The 16196-nt window shown below is 66.5% G+C and carries 14 protein-coding genes; 12 read left to right on the top strand and 2 right to left on the bottom strand.

Annotated elements, in window-relative coordinates; translation table 11 throughout:
- Positions 1-229: 229 nt before the first annotated feature.
- From O4H53_RS04720 to O4H53_RS04700, 5 genes are all read left to right on the top strand, one after another.
- On the top strand, positions 230-1408 hold the full coding sequence (locus O4H53_RS04720) for an aminotransferase (RefSeq protein ID WP_269361720.1): 1179 nt from the start codon (positions 230-232) through the stop codon (positions 1406-1408).
- A gap of 110 nt (positions 1409-1518) precedes the next feature.
- A complete protein-coding gene (locus O4H53_RS04715) occupies positions 1519-3360 on the top strand; it encodes a peptidyl-prolyl cis-trans isomerase (RefSeq protein ID WP_269361719.1) in 1842 nt (613 codons plus the stop codon).
- A 12-nt stretch (positions 3361-3372) separates the two neighbouring features.
- Entirely contained in the window at positions 3373-4884 is a 1512-nt protein-coding gene (trpE, locus tag O4H53_RS04710; RefSeq protein ID WP_269361718.1) for an anthranilate synthase component I, read from the top strand.
- A gap of 2 nt (positions 4885-4886) precedes the next feature.
- Positions 4887-5927, top strand: coding sequence for a succinylglutamate desuccinylase/aspartoacylase family protein (locus tag O4H53_RS04705; RefSeq protein ID WP_269361717.1), 1041 nt, complete (start codon positions 4887-4889; stop codon positions 5925-5927).
- 55 nt (positions 5928-5982) lie between these two features.
- Positions 5983-6483: an aggregation factor core gene (locus O4H53_RS04700; RefSeq protein ID WP_269361716.1), complete on the top strand. Its 501-nt coding sequence runs from the start codon at positions 5983-5985 to the stop codon at positions 6481-6483.
- A gap of 330 nt (positions 6484-6813) precedes the next feature.
- Here O4H53_RS04700 and O4H53_RS04695 read toward each other — a convergent pair whose 3' ends face one another.
- Positions 6814-8475: a divergent polysaccharide deacetylase family protein gene (locus tag O4H53_RS04695; RefSeq protein WP_269361715.1), complete on the bottom strand. Its 1662-nt coding sequence runs from the start codon at positions 8473-8475 to the stop codon at positions 6814-6816.
- Between the two features lie 177 nt (positions 8476-8652).
- Here O4H53_RS04695 and O4H53_RS04690 point away from each other — a divergent pair, with 177 nt between their 5' ends.
- The 7 genes from O4H53_RS04690 to lexA all read left to right on the top strand — a co-directional run bounded on the left by O4H53_RS04690 (position 8653) and on the right by lexA (position 14140).
- Positions 8653-9234, top strand: a complete 582-nt coding sequence (locus tag O4H53_RS04690; RefSeq protein WP_269361714.1) for an anthranilate synthase component II — start codon at positions 8653-8655, stop codon at positions 9232-9234.
- Positions 9231-10247, top strand: a complete 1017-nt coding sequence (gene trpD / locus O4H53_RS04685; protein WP_269361713.1) for an anthranilate phosphoribosyltransferase — start codon at positions 9231-9233, stop codon at positions 10245-10247. The genes O4H53_RS04690 and trpD overlap by 4 nt, the downstream gene beginning before the upstream one ends.
- The gene (locus tag O4H53_RS04680) at positions 10247-10912 is read left to right on the top strand and encodes a uracil-DNA glycosylase (protein ID WP_269361712.1); all 666 of its coding nucleotides are present in this window, start codon (positions 10247-10249) and stop codon (positions 10910-10912) included. The genes trpD and O4H53_RS04680 overlap by 1 nt, the downstream gene beginning before the upstream one ends.
- A complete protein-coding gene (gene trpC, locus O4H53_RS04675; protein WP_269361711.1) occupies positions 10909-11721 on the top strand; it encodes an indole-3-glycerol phosphate synthase TrpC in 813 nt (270 codons plus the stop codon). The genes O4H53_RS04680 and trpC overlap by 4 nt, the downstream gene beginning before the upstream one ends.
- Complete coding sequence (gene moaC / locus O4H53_RS04670; RefSeq protein WP_269361710.1) at positions 11721-12194, top strand: cyclic pyranopterin monophosphate synthase MoaC; 474 nt, start codon at positions 11721-11723, stop codon at positions 12192-12194. The genes trpC and moaC overlap by 1 nt, the downstream gene beginning before the upstream one ends.
- Positions 12191-13363 carry a molybdopterin molybdotransferase MoeA gene (locus O4H53_RS04665; protein WP_269361709.1) on the top strand — a complete coding sequence of 391 codons (1173 nt, stop codon included), beginning with the start codon at positions 12191-12193 and terminating at the stop codon, positions 13361-13363. The genes moaC and O4H53_RS04665 overlap by 4 nt, the downstream gene beginning before the upstream one ends.
- Before the next feature lie 81 nt (positions 13364-13444).
- A complete protein-coding gene (gene lexA / locus O4H53_RS04660; protein WP_269361708.1) occupies positions 13445-14140 on the top strand; it encodes a transcriptional repressor LexA in 696 nt (231 codons plus the stop codon).
- Here the strand turns inward: lexA and O4H53_RS04655 are convergent.
- Positions 14104-16185 carry a ComEC/Rec2 family competence protein gene (locus O4H53_RS04655; RefSeq protein WP_269361707.1) on the bottom strand — a complete coding sequence of 694 codons (2082 nt, stop codon included), beginning with the start codon at positions 16183-16185 and terminating at the stop codon, positions 14104-14106. The genes lexA and O4H53_RS04655 overlap by 37 nt on opposite strands.
- Positions 16186-16196: the final 11 nt, after the last annotated feature.

The raw sequence follows: 16196 nt of genomic DNA, 5'->3' as shown, positions 1-16196 counted from the left end.
GTGCCAACATGAGTCGGCGCTCCTACGGAGCGACGGGCGGCGATTTCACTTCATTTCAATGTCTTGGGTCGCTTGCAAATAGAACCACTATTGGCTGCACGCCCCAAACCATTGAAATTTCGTGAAATCGCCGCTGAGCATATAGAATTAATGGGTCCAGAGCCTAAATATTCCCGGGGAGTGTGAGGGGCCGGCCCCTCACGTCCGCCGCTGCAAGAGGATGCCCCCGATGCCATTGCCCCGCACCGCCACCACCTTTGCCCCACCGGTGATGGAAGCCCGCCGCTGGCTGCAGGGCGTCGACTTTGCCCCCGGCCGCCCGCTGATCAATGTCAGCCAGGCCGCCCCGGTGGAGCCGCCGCCACAGGCGCTGCGCCAGGCGATGGCCGATGCCGCCCTGACCAATGACACGGCGCATCTTTACGGCCCGGTGCTGGGCCTGCCGGAACTGCGCGCGGAACTGGCGGCGCAGACCGGGCAGCATTATGGCGGGCCGGTCACGCCCTTGCAGGTCTGCATTACTTCCGGCTGCAACCAGGCCTTTGCCGCCGCCATTGCCACGCTCTGTGCCGAAGGGGATGAGGTTATCCTGCCAACCCCCTGGTATTTCAATCACAAGATGTGGCTCGACATGTCCGGTGTTGCGGCGGTCCCGTTGGCCACCGGCCCGGACCTGCTGCCGGATCCGGACCATGCCGCCGCCCTGATCACGCCGCGCACCCGCGCCATTGCGCTGGTCACCCCCAACAATCCCGGCGGCGTCGAATACCCCGCCGATCTGGTGCAGGCCTTTTTCGATCTTGCCCGCCGCCATGGCATCGCGCTGATCCTGGACGAGACCTACCGCGATTTCGACAGCCGCAGCGGCCCGCCCCATGCGCTGTTCCAGGACCCGGACTGGGCCGAAACGCTGATCCACCTCTATTCCTTTTCCAAGGCCTACCGCCTGACCGGGCACCGTGTCGGTGCCATGGTCACCTCGGAGCGGCGCCTTGCGGAGGTTGAAAAGTTTCTCGACACCGTGGCCATCTGCCCCGCGCAACTGGGCCAGCATGGCGCGCTCTGGGGCATGCGGAACCTCGCGCAATGGCTCGCCGGTGAGCGTGACGAGATCCTCGCCCGCCGCGCTGCGATCACGGCCAACATGCCCCGTCTGGCACCGCAGGGCTGGAAACTGCTGGGGCTGGGCGGCTATTTCGCCTATATGCAGCATCCCTTTGCGCAATCTGCCGCCACGCTGGCCCCGGAACTGGTGCGCAGCGCGGGCATCCTCTGCCTGCCCGGCACCATGTTCTGCCCCGAGGGCGACGCCACCGGAGAGCGGCAGCTGCGCATCGCCTTTGCCAATCTCGACGCCGCCGGGATCGGCGTGTTGTTCGACCGGCTGGCAGAACTGAGGCCCGGTTAGGCCCGGGGTTCAATGATCCTGATCCAAAGCGCTGCAAAACATGCATAGTTGCTTGCCCCGCGCGGGCCGGACGCATAGACAGTTGCGAAAGTAAAAAAGGGTGATGGCACATGGCCAAAGGGTCGAGCATTTCAAAAACCGCGGTCTGGATTCTGATGGGTCTGCTGATCCTCGGTCTGGGCGGCTTTGGCGCGGTCAACCTGTCGGGCAACCTGCGCTCCATCGGTACGGTGGGTGACAAATCCATCCCGGTGGATGCATATGCGCGCCAGCTGCAGAACGAAATCCGCGCCATCGAACAGCAGACCGGCGAAAGCCTGCCCTTTGCCCGTGCCCAGGAAATCGGCCTGGACCGCGCAGTGCTGCAACGGCTGGTGCGCAACCGGGCACTGGACCATGAAACGGCGCAGCTGGGCCTGTCCATCGGCGACGAAGCCCTGCGCGAGGACATTCTGAACATCCCCGCCTTTCAGGGTGTCGATGGCAAGTTCGACCGCGACGCCTACCGCTTTGCCCTGCAACAGGGTGGCCTGTCGGAGGGTGAATTCGAAACCTCCCTGCGCGAGGAAGCGGCACGCACCCTTTTGCAACGCGCGGTCACCGGCGGCGTGGTGATGCCCGCCACCTATGCCGATACGCTGATGACCTATATCGCCCAGGAACGCAGCTTTACCTGGAGCGTGCTGGACGAAAGCGATCTGGCGACCCCGCTGGCAGAGCCCGGCGAAGAGGAACTGCGCGCCTATTACGACGAAAATCAGCAGGCCTTCATGCTGCCCCTGACCAAGAAGATCACCTATGCCTGGCTTTCCCCCGATGCCATGCTGGACGAGGTGGAGGTGCCCGAGGACGAGCTGCGCCGCGCCTATGACGACCGCGCCGCCGAATACCAGCAGCCCGAGCGGCGCCTGGTGGAACGCCTGGTCTTTGCCGATCAGGAAAGCGCCGACCGGGCCGCCGCCGCGCTTGAGGTCGATGGCACCACCTTCAACGCGCTGGTGGAGGAACGCGGCCTTGAACTGTCGGATGTGGATATGGGCGATGTCGGCAGGCTGGACCTGGACGCCGCGGGCGAGGCTGTCTTTGCCGCCGAAGTGGGCGATATCGTGGGCCCCCTGCCCAGCCCGCTTGGGCCCGCCCTGTTCCGGGTGAACGGCGTGCTGCCCGCCCAGAACACCACCTTCGAGGAAGCCCGCCCGGCCCTGCAGGCCGAGCTTGCCTCCGCCCGCGCCGTGCGCGCGGTAGAGGCCCGTGCGCAGGAGTTGGACGACCAGCTTGCCGGCGGCGTGACCCTCGAACAGATGGCTGAGGAAACCCATATGACCCTCGGCACCCTCGACTGGACCCCCGAAAGCAGCGAGGGCATCGCCGCCTACACGGCGTTCCGTGACGTGGCTGCCGATGTCACCGCCGAGGATTTTCCGCGCATCACGCAACTGGAAGACGGCGGCGTCTTTGCCCTGCGGCTGGATGAGCGGCTGGAAGAACGCCCCGAACCTTTCGAGCAGGCCCGCGATGACGTCCGCGCCGCCTGGACCGCCGAACAGACCGTTGCGCAGCTGACCGAACAGGCCGAGGCATTGGTCCAGACACTGGGCGGCACCGCCTCCTTCGAGGAAGCGGGGCTTGACGCCACGATCGAGGAAAACCAGACCCGCCGCGCCTTTATCGAAGGCACGCCCGAAGGCTTCATGGAAACGGTCTTCAGCCTGGAACCGGGCACCGTGACAGTGCTGCCGGGGGATGGCAATGTGGTGATCCTGCGCCTCGACGCGATTGAGCAGGCCGGCGAGACCGACGAATCCGCCGCCCTGCGCGCCCGCCTCACCGAACAGCTGGACCAGAACCTGTCGCAGGACCTCTATTCCGTCTTTGCCGATGACGTGGTGCGCCGCGCCGGGCCGAAGGTGGACCAGCGCGCGCTGCAGGCCGTCCATGTCAACTTTCCCTGATCGGCAGCACCCATGACCCTGACACCGGCATATGAAGATTTCGCCGCAGGCTACGGCGCGGGCGAAAACCAGATCGTCTTTACCCGGCTGGCCGCCGACCTGGACACACCTGTCTCGCTGATGCTGAAACTGACCGGGGCGAGCGAAAACGCCTTTGTGCTGGAATCGGTCACCGGCGGCGAGGTGCGCGGACGCTATTCCATCATCGGGATGAAACCTGACCTGATCTGGCGCTGCCGGGGCGAAAGCTCGGCGGTGAACCGCGCCGCCCGCTATGACGCGGATGCTTTCGAAGAGATGCCCGGCAATCCGCTGGACGTGCTGCGCAGCGTCATCGCAGAAAGCCGGATCAACCTGCCCGAAGATCTGCCGCAGGCAGCGGCGGGGCTGTTCGGCTACCTGGGCTATGACATGATCCGCCTGGTCGAACATCTGCCTAACGTGAACCCCGATCCGCTGGGCCTGCCCGATGCGGTCATGGTCCGCCCCTCGGTCATTGCCGTGCTCGACGGGGTCAAGGGCGAGGTCACCGTCGTCTCCCCCGCCTGGGTCTCTGACGGGCAATCGGCGCGTGCCGCCTATGCACAGGCCGCCGAACGGGTGATGGATGCGGTGCGCGATCTGGAACGCGCGATGCCTGCCACCTCCCGCGATCTGGGCGACGCCCATGAGACCCCGGAGCCGGTCAGCAACTTCACCCGCGACGGGTACAAGGCCGCGGTGGAAAAGGCGCGCGACTATATCGCGGCGGGCGACATCTTTCAGGTGGTGCCCAGCCAACGCTGGGCGCAGGGCTTTACCCAGGATCCCTTTACCCTCTACCGCAGCCTGCGGCGCACCAACCCCTCGCCCTTCATGTTCTATTTCAACTTCGGCGGCTTCCATGTGGTGGGTGCCAGCCCCGAGATCCTGGTCCGGGTCTTTGGCAATCAGATCACCATCCGCCCGGTGGCAGGCACCCGGCCCAGGGGCGCCACGCCGGAAGAGGACCGCGCGCTGGAAGCGGACCTTCTGCTGGATCAAAAGGAGCTGGCAGAGCATCTGATGCTGCTGGATCTGGGCCGCAACGACGTGGGCCGCGTCGCCAGAATCGGCACCGTGCGCCCGACCGAGGAATTCATCGTCGAACGCTACAGCCATGTCATGCACATCGTCTCCAACGTGGTGGGCGAGCTGAAGGAAGGCTGCGATGCGCTTGATGCCTTCTTTGCCGGCATGCCCGCGGGCACCGTGTCGGGGGCGCCCAAGGTGCGCGCGATGGAGATCATCGACGAGCTGGAACCCGAGAAACGCGGCCTTTACGGCGGCGGTGTCGGCTATTTCAGCGCGGGCGGCGACATGGACATGTGCATCGCCCTGCGCACCGCCGTGATCAAGGACGAGACGCTCTATATCCAGGCGGGCGGCGGCGTGGTCTATGACAGCGATGCGGAGGCCGAATATATGGAGACCGTGCATAAATCCAACGCCATCCGGCGGGCTGCCGCGGATGCCGCGCGCTTTGGTGGTCAGGGGAACCGCTGAAGGTGCCCAGCCGCGCGCCTTTCGAGATCGCGGGGCAATCTGTCGCCCCCGGCACCAGCCTCGGCATTGACCTGCCGGTCTCCACCCTGCCCGATCACACGCCGGTGCATCTGTCGGTCGAGGTGCATCACGGCAAGCGCCCCGGCCCCACCATGTTCGTCAGCGCCGCCGTGCATGGCGACGAGGTGATCGGCGTCGAGATCGTGCGCCGCCTGCTGCGCGCACCACAGCTCAAATCCCTGCGCGGCACCTTGCTGGTGATTCCGGTGGTCAATTCCTTCGGCTTTCTCAGCCGCTCGCGCTACCTGCCCGACCGGCGCGACCTGAACCGTTGTTTTCCGGGCCATCCCTCCGGGTCGCTGGGGGCGCGGCTGGCGCATATCTTTCTGCAGGAAGTCGTCCTGCGCTGCGATTTCGGGATCGACCTGCATTCCGCCGCGATCCACCGTACCAACCTGCCGCAGGTGCGGGTTTCGCCCTCCGACAAGGTCACCCAGAAAATGGCGGTGGATTTCGGCGCGCCGGTGGTGCTGACATCGGGGCTGCGCGACGGGTCCCTGCGCGCGGTGGCTGGCAAACAGGGCGTGCCGATCCTGCTCTATGAAGCGGGCGAAGGGCTGCGGTTCGACGAAATGGCCGTGCGCGCGGGGCTTGCGGGCATCCTGCGGGTGATGCGCGGCCATGACATGCTGCCCGCCAAGGGCATCGCAAAGGCGCGTGTCGCGCCCTATCTGTGCACCTCCTCCCACTGGCTGCGCGCCCCTGCGGGCGGGCTGCTGCGCACCTTCCGCGGCGAGGGCGAGACCGTCGAAAAAGGCGATGTGCTGGCCACGGTCTCCGACCCTTTCGGCGCGGTGGAGACCGATCTGATCGCCCCCGAAGCCGGCATCCTGATCGGCCGCGCGATCCTGCCGGTGGTGAACGAGGGCGATGCGGTCTTTCACCTGGCCAAGCTCAGCCCCCGCGCGGCAGAGGCCACGGTGGATGACCTGGCCTCGCAGCTGGAAAGCGACCCGCTGTTCGACGAGGATGAAATCATCTGATTGCTCTGCCGCGCAGCCGCGCTACCTGTTCCTGCGACCCCGAAGGAGCCACCAGATGATCCGAACCGCCACCTGTCTCTTGATGCTTTGCGCCGGCAGCGCCCAGGCCGACCTGAGCCTGCGCTTTGTCGAAGGCGCGCCCGGCGACCGTTTCGTGCTGACCAACACCGGCAGCTGCCCCCTGGCCGAAGCCACGCTGACGCTGGACATCGGTGCCGCCCCCGCCGGGCTGCTGTTTGACGCAACGCCGGGCGGTGCCGGGGTGGACAGCTATCACCCTTTCGAGGTGATCGAGGGCCGTGGCGCGCTCTTGGGGCTGCCGGAGCTGGCGGATGGCGACACGGTGCTGAGCCTGAACCTTGCGGGGCTTGAGGCGGGCGGCATCGTCAGCTTTTCGCTGGATGTGGATGATACCGGCACAGGCCGCCCCGAAACCATCGCTGACAGCGAGATCGCGGGCACGATGGTCACGCTGGTGATGGGCGAGACAACGCTGGAGGTGGCCTTTTCCGATCAGGCCAGCGCCGTCATTCCGATTGCGCCCTGCATCAGCTAGGGACGCCGGACTTTTCAAAAAGTCCGGAGCGATTTTTTCAAAAAAATCGTCTCAGGTCTCAGGCCAGATCACCTGTGAAACCCGCCGAGGTCGGGACCAGCGACCTCACGCCACTTGTCCCTGCATCAGCCAGACGCTCCGGACTTTTCAAAAAGTCCGGAGCGATTTTTTCAAGAAAATCGTCTCAGGTCTCAGGCCAGATCACCTGTGAAACCCGCCGAGGTCGGGACCAGCGCCCTCACGCCACTTGTCCCTGCATCAGCCAGACGCGCCGGACTTTTCAAAAAGTCCGAACCGATTTTTTCAAAAAAATCGTCTCAGGTATCAGGCTTATTCGCGCGTCAGAACCGCCGAGACCGGGACCAGCGCCACGCTGTTGGCCCGGTCCTGCAAGCCCCAGAGCAGCAGCGCCGAGATCGTATCGGGCCGCAGCCGGCCCAGCATGATCACGGCCCCTTCCTGCCCCGCCTTGAACGCCGCCTGATCCAGGAACCGGCGGATCACCGTGGCGCTCTGCCCGTTGCTGTCGAAATCGCGAAAGATCGGATCGGCAGGCACGCCTTCCTTGCGGGCAAGTTTGGGCATCGTGTTCAGCCCCTTGTCCTGGGTGATCAGCCCATGCCCGGTATCGGCCAGGATCGCGGTGATCTGGTCTGACAAGTCGCGGCTGCCCTGAAAGCCGCCATCGGGGGCCTCCAGCACCGCGACGACCTGATCCAGATCCGGCAGCACCACATTGAACGTGGTTTCCGCGTCGCTGGGCTGCGCGCCTTCGGGCAGGGACACCATCGCCACCACTTCAAAGCCTGCCTCGCGGTAAAGCGCCATGCGCTCCGCCGCATCGGGCTTGCTGGCATCCACCGCGAAACTCAGGGGATAGGGAAAGCTGCGCAGCGCGGCCAGGCCCTGCGCCCCGGAGGTCAGGCCGGAGCCGTCGTCGATCAGTACGATCCCCATCAGCGGTTTGCCTTCGGTTGGCGGATAGGGCTGCGCAAAGGCTTCAATCGGCGGCACCTTGCTGTCCTCCGGCGTGGCATCGCCATCCACGGCCCCGGCAGAGGCCTCGGCACTCTCCGGGGCGGGCGTGGCAGAGCCGGGGCGGTTTACGGTCACACCGCTCTCGCGGTCGGTCAGCGTCACGGCGGGCGTACCGATTGCGGGCCGTGTCGCGCGGTCTGCCGATGGCGTTTCTTCCGCTGCTGTCTCGGGCGTATCCGCGGCCGGGGGTGTCCCGGCGTCGGGAAGGGTCTCGGCGTCGGGAAGTGTCTCGGCCACCACTGGCGGCGTTTCCGGCTCGGCCTGCGGCGCGATCTCTGCGGTTTCGGGTTCCGGGGCCAGTGGCATCGGTTCGGCCCCGGTGGTCTGGACCGGTGTTTCGCTCTCCGGCGCGACCGGCGTGGCATCGGCGGCTATGTCGTCAGCACCGGGCGTCTCCCCCCCCTCCTGCGCCACCTCGGGTGTCGCGGGCTGCTCCGGTGCATCGGGCACGGCAGGTGCGGCCCCGGTGGTCTCGAACGGTCCGCTTTCCGCCTGCGGTTCGGGCGGCTGCGCAGGTTCGGTGCTGATCGACAGGGTGTCAGGGTCCTGCGGGGCCATCGGGGCCAGGGCCTGCGGATTCGGCAACACCGGGCTTTCGCCCTCGGTTGCAACACCGCTGCTGTCCGCCCCGCCCTCCGGCGCGTTCAGCCCTTCGACGCCGCCCGTCTCTGGCGCGGCCGCAGGGCTTGTCGCCGTTTCGTCCAGCGTGGCCAGCGTATCGGGGTCAGGCGGCACCCCCTGGGGCGCGGCAGGCGCGGTTGCGGGGGCGCGATCGGTGAGGCTGGCCTTGTCGGTGCCCGTGCCATCCGGGCTGGCCGGCGCCTGGGTTCCGCCGGGGGCCGCATCGGTGACCTCGGGCGGCATCGGCGGTTCCAGCAGAACCGAGGCGATGCCGGCCACGCTTACGCTCACCACGCCGCCCAGAACGGCCCCTTTGAAAAAACCCCGTGCCATTGTCGCACTCTCCTGCTCTTTTCAGCGGCATGCGAACGCCGCTTTGCCTGCCCTGTTCTTATGCACGGACCGCTCTTGACGCCAGCGGACAACCCTGAACATGTAGGGCGTAACTATACCCCCGTCAGGGGCCTCAAAACCAGTGCCAATCCGGTCATAAGGACAAAGAATTCAGACGTGTTGCTCCTGATAGATAACTACGACAGCTTTACCTACAACCTCGTCCATTATCTGGGCGAATTGGGGGCGGATGTGGTCGTGCACCGCAATGACAAGATCAGCGTGGAGGCGGCGCTGGCGCTGCAGCCCTCGGGCATCCTGCTGTCCCCCGGCCCCTGTGATCCGGACCGGGCGGGCATCTGCCTGGAACTGACCCGCGCCGCCGCCGAGACGGGCCTGCCCCTGCTGGGCGTCTGCCTGGGGCATCAGACACTGGGCCAGGCCTTTGGCGGCCAGGTGGTGCGCGCGGGCGACATCGTGCATGGCAAGCTGGGGCTGATGCACCATGAGGGCCAGGGCATCTTTGCCGGTCTGCCCAGCCCCTTCCCCGCCACGCGCTATCATTCCCTGGTGGTGGACCGCGACAGCCTGCCCGACTGCCTGCAGGTGACTGCGGCACTTGAGGACGGCACCATCATGGGCCTGCAACACCGCGAGCTGCCGCTGCACGGGGTCCAGTTCCACCCGGAATCGATCCGCTCGGAACATGGGCACAAGATGCTGCAGAACTTCCTCGACGTGATGAAGGTCCCGGCATGAGCGACACCCTCAAACCGCTGATCCACGCTGCCGCCAACGGCCCGCTGACCCGTGCGCAGGCGGCAGAAGCCTTTGAAATCCTCTTTGACGGCGAAGCCACCCCCAGCCAGATCGGCGGCTTCCTGATGGCGCTGCGCACCCGGGGCGAGACGGTGGATGAATATGCCGCCGCCGCCAGCGTGATGCGCGCCAAATGCCATGCGGTGAAAGCCCCCGAGGGCGCGATGGACATCGTCGGCACCGGCGGCGACGGCAAGGGCACGCTGAACATCTCGACCGCCACCGCCTTTGTCGTGGCAGGTGCCGGGGTGATCGTGGCCAAACACGGCAACCGCAACCTCAGCTCCAAATCCGGGGCGGCGGATGCGCTGACCCAGATGGGCCTCAATGTGATGGTAGGCCCCAAGGTGGTGGAGCGTGAACTCGCCGAGGTCGGGATCGGCTTCATGATGGCCCCCATGCACCACCCGGCGATTGCCCATGTGATGCCGACACGCTCGGAGCTGGGCACCAGGACGATCTTCAACATCCTTGGCCCCCTGACCAACCCCGCCGGCGTCAAACGCCAGCTGACCGGTGCCTTCTCGCGCGATCTGATCCGCCCGATGGCCGAAACCCTGCGCGCGCTTGGCAGCGACAAGGCCTGGCTGGTCCATGGCTCTGACGGCACCGACGAGCTGACCATCACCGGCGTGAGCTGGGTCAGCGGGCTGGACAGGGGCACCATCCGTGATTTCGAGATCCACCCCGAAGACGCGGGCCTGCCCGTCCACCCCTTCGAGGCGATTGTCGGCGGCACGCCCGCGGAAAATGCCCAGGCCTTCCATGCCGTGCTGGCGGGTGCCGCATCCGCCTATCGTGATGCGGTTGTGTTGAATGCGGCGGCGGCCCTTGTGGTGGCCGATGCCGCGCCGGACCTGAAAACAGGTGTTGAAATGGCCCGCAGCAGCCTTGATTCCGGCGCTGCCCGCGAAAAGCTGCGCCGCGTGGCCGAAGTATCTCAGGAAAAGTGATGAAATCCCCCCTTGCACGGCTTGGCGACTGGGCTGAGCTCCCCTTTTTTACCACCACCTATCCGGCGATCGAGACCGCGCTGCGGGCCGAGAAGCGCAATGTCTTCCCCCCCGCCGACCAGATTTTCGCGGCGCTGGAACATGTCGCCACCGGTGATGTGCGCGTGGTCATCCTGGGCCAGGACCCCTATCCAACCGTGAACCACGCCCACGGCTATGCCTTTTCCGCCGAGGAAGACACCCGGCCGCTGCCGCGCTCTCTGGCCAATATCTTCAAGGAGATGCGCAGCGACATCGGCGCCGCACCGGAGAGTGCCGACCTGCGGTTCTGGTCCGATCAGGGGGTGCTGCTGCTCAACACCATCCTGACCGTGCCGGAGGGACAGCCGAAGGGCCATGAGACGCTGGGCTGGCAGGCCCTGTGCGATCAGGTGCTGGCACGGCTGGCCGACAGCCCGCGTGCCTATCTGCTCTGGGGCAGCAGCGCGCAAAAGGCCGCGGCAGGCGTGGACCCGACCACCAATCTCAAGATCGAAAGCCACCACCCGGTCGGCATGTATGGCAACATGGGCTTTTTCGGCTCCCGCCCGTTTTCCCGCACCAATGCGTGGTTGCGCCAGCAAGGCCTGCCCGCCATAAACTGGGCCAACCCGGAGACCACATGACACAGACCATCCTGGACAAGATCAAGGCCTACAAGCTGGAAGAAATCGCCGCGGACAAGGCGGCCAAACCGCTTGAGGCGGTCACCGCAGAGGCGCGCGCGGCAAGCCCCGTGCGCCCCTTTGCCGAAAGCCTGCATCAGGCCTCGCGGGAGGGCTATGGCCTGATCGCCGAAATCAAGAAGGCGAGCCCCTCCAAAGGGTTGATCCGGGATGATTTCAACCCGGCCAACCACGCCGCCGCCTATGCCGCGGGCGGGGCGACCTGCCTGTCGGTGCTGACCGATACGCCCAGTTTCCAGGGCGCCAAGTCATTCCTGACAGAGGCCCGCGCCGCCTGCGACCTGCCGGTGCTGCGCAAGGATTTCCTTTATGACACCTACCAGGTGGCAGAGGCCCGCGCGCTGGGGGCCGATTGCATCCTGATCATCATGGCCTCGGTCTCTGACGCACAGGCGGCGGAACTGGAAGCGGCCGCGATGGAATTTGACATGGACGCGCTGATCGAGGTGCACAATGACGCGGAACTGGAGCGCGCCGCCAAGCTGAAAAGCCGGATGATCGGGATAAACAACCGTAATCTCAATACCTTCGAGACCTCTCTTGATGTGACCCGCCGCCTGTCCAAACATGTGCCGCCGGACCGCATGATCGTCTGCGAATCCGGTCTGCACACACCGCAGGACCTGGCCGATATGGCCATGTTCGGCGCGCGGTCCTTCCTGATCGGTGAAAGCCTGATGCGCCAGCCGGATGTGGAACAGGCAACGCGAGACCTGCTGTCCAATCCGCTGACCGCCGGGGGCATGTGATGGCGCTGACGCATTTTGACGGCAAGGGCGATGCCCATATGGTCGATGTCTCTGACAAGGCAGTGACATCGCGCATCGCCATTGCCGAGAACCACATCAAGATGCGCCCCGAAACTCTTGATATCATTACCGAAGGACGCGCCAAGAAGGGTGATGTTCTGGGCGTGGCGCGGCTGGCCGGGATCATGGCGGCCAAACAGACCGCCAGCCTGATCCCGCTGTGCCATCCCCTGCCGATCACCAAGGTCAGCGTGGAGCTGACCCCCGACGCCGCGCTGCCCGGCATCCGCATCGAGGCCACGGTCAAGACCACCGGCCAGACCGGGGTGGAGATGGAGGCGCTGACAGCGGCCTCGGTCGCGGCGCTGACGGTCTATGACATGGCCAAGGCCGTGGACAAGGGCATGGAAATCGGCGGCCTGCGCGTGGTTCTCAAGGATGGTGGCAAATCGGGCCGCTACACCGCCCCATGATCTCCGTCGAAGAGGCGCTTGCCCGGCTGCTGGCCCTTGTCGCGCCGCTTGAGGCCGAAGAGGTGCCGCTGCGCGCCGCCGCCGGCCGGGTGCTGGCCCGCGATGTGACTGCCAGCCGCACCCAGCCGCCCTTTGCCGCCTCTTCGATGGATGGCTATGCCCTGCGCCGGGACGAGGTGGAGCCGGGCGCGATGTTCAAGGTCATCGGAGAATCCGCCGCCGGCCACCGCTTTGACGGCGCGGTCAAACCCGGTCAGGCGGTGCGCATCTTTACCGGCGCGCCGGTGCCGGAAGGTGCTGATTTCATTGTCATTCAGGAAGATATCACCCGGCGCGGCGATCTGATCACCCTGGGCCATGACATCGGCGAAAAGGACAATATCCGCCCCGCAGGCGGCGACTTTGCCGCCGGTGACAAGGTCCCGGCCCCACTGCTGCTGCGGCCCACGGATATTGCGCTGCTGGCGGCAATGAACATCCCCCGCGTTCCGGTCACCCGCAAACCACGGCTGGCGATCCTTGCCACCGGTGATGAGCTGGTCCAGCCCGGCGAAGAGCCCGGCCCCGACCAGATCGTCGCCTCCAACAGCCACGGGCTGACCGCGATGTTCGAGGAAATGGGCGCCGAGGTGCAGCTGCTGCCCATCGCCCGCGACACCGCCGCTTCGCTGAAACAGGCGTTCACGCTGGCCCGGGGCGCGGATCTGATCGTCACCATCGGCGGGGCCTCTGTCGGTGATCATGATCTGGTCGCGCCGGTGGCGGCCGAACTCGGCATGGAACAGGCCTTTTACAAGGTGGCGATGCGCCCCGGAAAACCGCTGATGGCCGGGCGCATCGGTACATCGGCGATGATCGGCCTGCCGGGCAATCCGGTTTCGGCCATGGTCTGCGGCAGCGTTTTCGTGGCCCCGATGCTGCGCCGGATGCTGGGCCTGGGCGATGCGCCCGCCCCGATGCGCGATGCGGTGCTGGGTGTCGACCTGCCCGCCAACGGCCCGCGCGCCCATTACATGCGCGCGCAGATGCGCGACGGCGCGGTCCACCCCGACACGCGGCAGGATTCCTCGCTCTTGTCGGTGCTGGCCCATGCCGATGCCCTGCTGGTCCGCCCGGTCGAAGACCCGGCGCGGAAGGCTGGCGATGCTGTCCGTGTCATCCCGCTCTGAGGCAGAGCGCCCTTTCAGCGTTGACACAAAACAGGAACATCCCTAGAACAAAAAGAAACAACTGACCAAAAGGGACGGGCCGTGCTTACCAAAAAACAACTCGATCTGTTGGCATTCATCCAGAAACGTGTGCAGCGCGACGGCGTACCGCCCAGCTTTGACGAAATGAAGATCGCGCTTGATCTGCGGTCGAAATCCGGCATTCACCGCCTGATCACGGCGCTTGAGGAACGCGGTTTCATCCGCCGTCTGGCGCACCGCGCCCGCGCGCTTGAGATTGTGAAACTGCCCGAAAGCCTGGGCGGCGCGCCCAGCGGCTTTACCCCCCGCGTGATCGAGGGGGACCGCCCCGACAGCCCGCCGCCGGCCCAGGCCATGGCGGTCCAGGCCACGGCGCTGGATCTGCCGGTGATGGGGCAGATCGCCGCCGGTGTCCCGATCGAGGCGATCAATCACGAAACCCACCGCGTTTCCGTGCCCGGCGGCATGGTTTCGGGCAAGGGCGAACATTACGCGCTTGAAGTCAAAGGCGATTCGATGATCGAGGCCGGGATCAACGACGGCGATGTCGTGGTGATCCGCGAGACCTCCACCGCCGACAACGGCGATATCGTCGTGGCGCTGGTCGATGACCTTGAGGCGACGCTGAAACGCTTCAAACGCAGCGGCACCTCCATCGCGCTGGAGGCCGCGAACCCGGCCTATGAGGCGCGGGTGCTGGCCGCCGACCGGGTCAAGGTTCAGGGCCGTCTGGTCGGGCTGATCCGCACATATTGATCCGGCGCGGCCTCCGGCTTTGCCGGGGGCCAATGGGTCCATAACCTGTCACCGGTCCGTTCGCGGGCCGTTGTCAGGGTCCAGCCCTGCTTGCCCGGTGTCAGCGCCAGCGCGCCTGTGTGTTTCAGCAGCAGCGGGTCAAAGACATCGCAGGGCGCCTGCGCCAGATCGGCCGCAGGGACAGAGACGACGACAATCTGCCCCGGCGCACATCCCTCGAATGCCGCCAGACGCCGCTTGCCGCTCAGGTGGATGACCTTGCCCCCCTCCGGCCAGCGCAGGGCGGCCTCCAGCTGTCCGCCACCGTCGCCATCATTCTCCAGCCAGTTGCGCGCGACAAATCCGGCGGTGCGCTCCCGGCTCAGCGCCCGGCCCTGCGGGGTCATCACCCCAACCAATGCGCCGGTGTCAGAGATCAGAACAGCGGGCCGCTGCGCCCCCTGCCAAAGGACAAGGGCCAGTGCCATCACGGGCATGCCCGCAAGGCGCAAACGGCCCTGCCAGAGGATCAGCAGCAGGAACCCCAGTGCCAGCAGCGGGATCACCCAGGCCCCCGGCCCCACCACATAGCCGCGCGCGCCCTCCAGCCCGGCGATCCAATGGGCCACGCCGAGAATCCAGCGCAGGCCCAGCCCCATCACCCAAAGCCCCAGCGCCTCTGCACCGAAGGGGGCCAGCACCAGCGCCGCCACGGCGGCGGGGATGATCAGCACCCCCATCAGCGGCACCGACACCAGGTTGGCGATCAGCCCGTAATGGGCAATGGTGTTGAAATGCGCCGCCGCAATCGGCGCAGTGGCCAGCCCCGCCACGGCGGAGGAGACAAAGACCGCAAAGGCGGGTTTCAGCCAGGGCGGCAACCAGCCCATATCGACCGCCCTGAGCCAGCCAAAGACCGCAACCAGCGCCGTTGTCGCGGCAAAAGACATCTGGAACCCCGGCCCCATCAGCGCCTCTGGCCGAAGGATCAGCACCAGCGTTGCCGCAATCGCCACCGCCCGCAGGGACAGCGCCCGCCGCCCGATCATCAGCGCCCCCAGCGCCACAGCCACCATGATAAAGGCCCGCTCCGTCGCCACGTTGCCGCCCGACAGCGCGAGGTAACCTGCCGCCGCGACCAGCGCACCACCGGCCGCGATCCCCTTTGCCGGCCAGCGCAGGGCCGTAATCGGATGCGCGGCCAGCAGCAACCTGAGCGCGCCCAGCACCACCGCGCTGAGCAGCCCCATGTGCAGCCCCGAGATTGCCAGCAGATGCGCCAGGTTGCTGGCGCGCAAGGCCTCCAGCGCCTCGCGGCTGATGGCGCTGCGGTCGCCGGTGGTGATGGCGGCGGCAAAGCCGCCAATGTCACCGGGCAGAACCTGCCGGATGCGGGCAGAGGCCGCCATGCGGATGCGAAACACCGCCAGCCCCGCATGGCCATCCCGCGCCTCTGCCACCCCCAGCAGCGGCACGCGGGTATAGCCGACGGCGCCCAGCCGCGCAAACCAGGCGTGGCGCTGGAAATCGAATCCGCCCGGCTCCACCGGACCGGCGGGGGGCGACAGATGGGCCGTGGTCATCACCCGCAGCCCCGGTTCGGGCGTGATCCCCGCACCGCCATGCAGCGACAGCCGCACCCGGTCAGGGGTTCGCGCAGGTGACACCCGCGCCAGCCGCACCTGATCCAGCGTCAGGCGCAGCGCATCGGACTGGCTCCGGTCCATCGCGACAATCCGCCCCTCAACCGGCCCGTAATAGCGCCAGCCCAGCACCGGCCCCGCGACGCGATGCGCCCGGCCCGCCGCCAGCAATACCCCGATCAGGCAAAGCGCCGTGCCAAAGGCAAGGGGCGCCACCGGCTCCGGCAGGAAGCGGGCCAGCACCAGCATCAGCAGCGCCGTCGCGGCAAGCCCTGCAAGCACCGGCAGGTCAGGCTCCGTGGCCAGTGAAAAATAGCTGCCGACGCCCGCCGCCAGGCAGACCGGCACCCAGCAGATCAGGCCGCCGCGCTGTGCCAGCAGCACCTTGCCTGCAGAATTGGAAATGCGCCCGCATAGGCCCATGCTTGCCCCCG

The organism is Sulfitobacter sp. G21635-S1, from assembly GCF_027213915.1.
In the GTDB taxonomy this organism is placed as follows: Bacteria; Pseudomonadota; Alphaproteobacteria; order Rhodobacterales; family Rhodobacteraceae; genus Sulfitobacter.
Note: the sequence above shows the minus strand (reverse complement) of the source record. Positions and strands in the feature narration are given on the sequence as shown.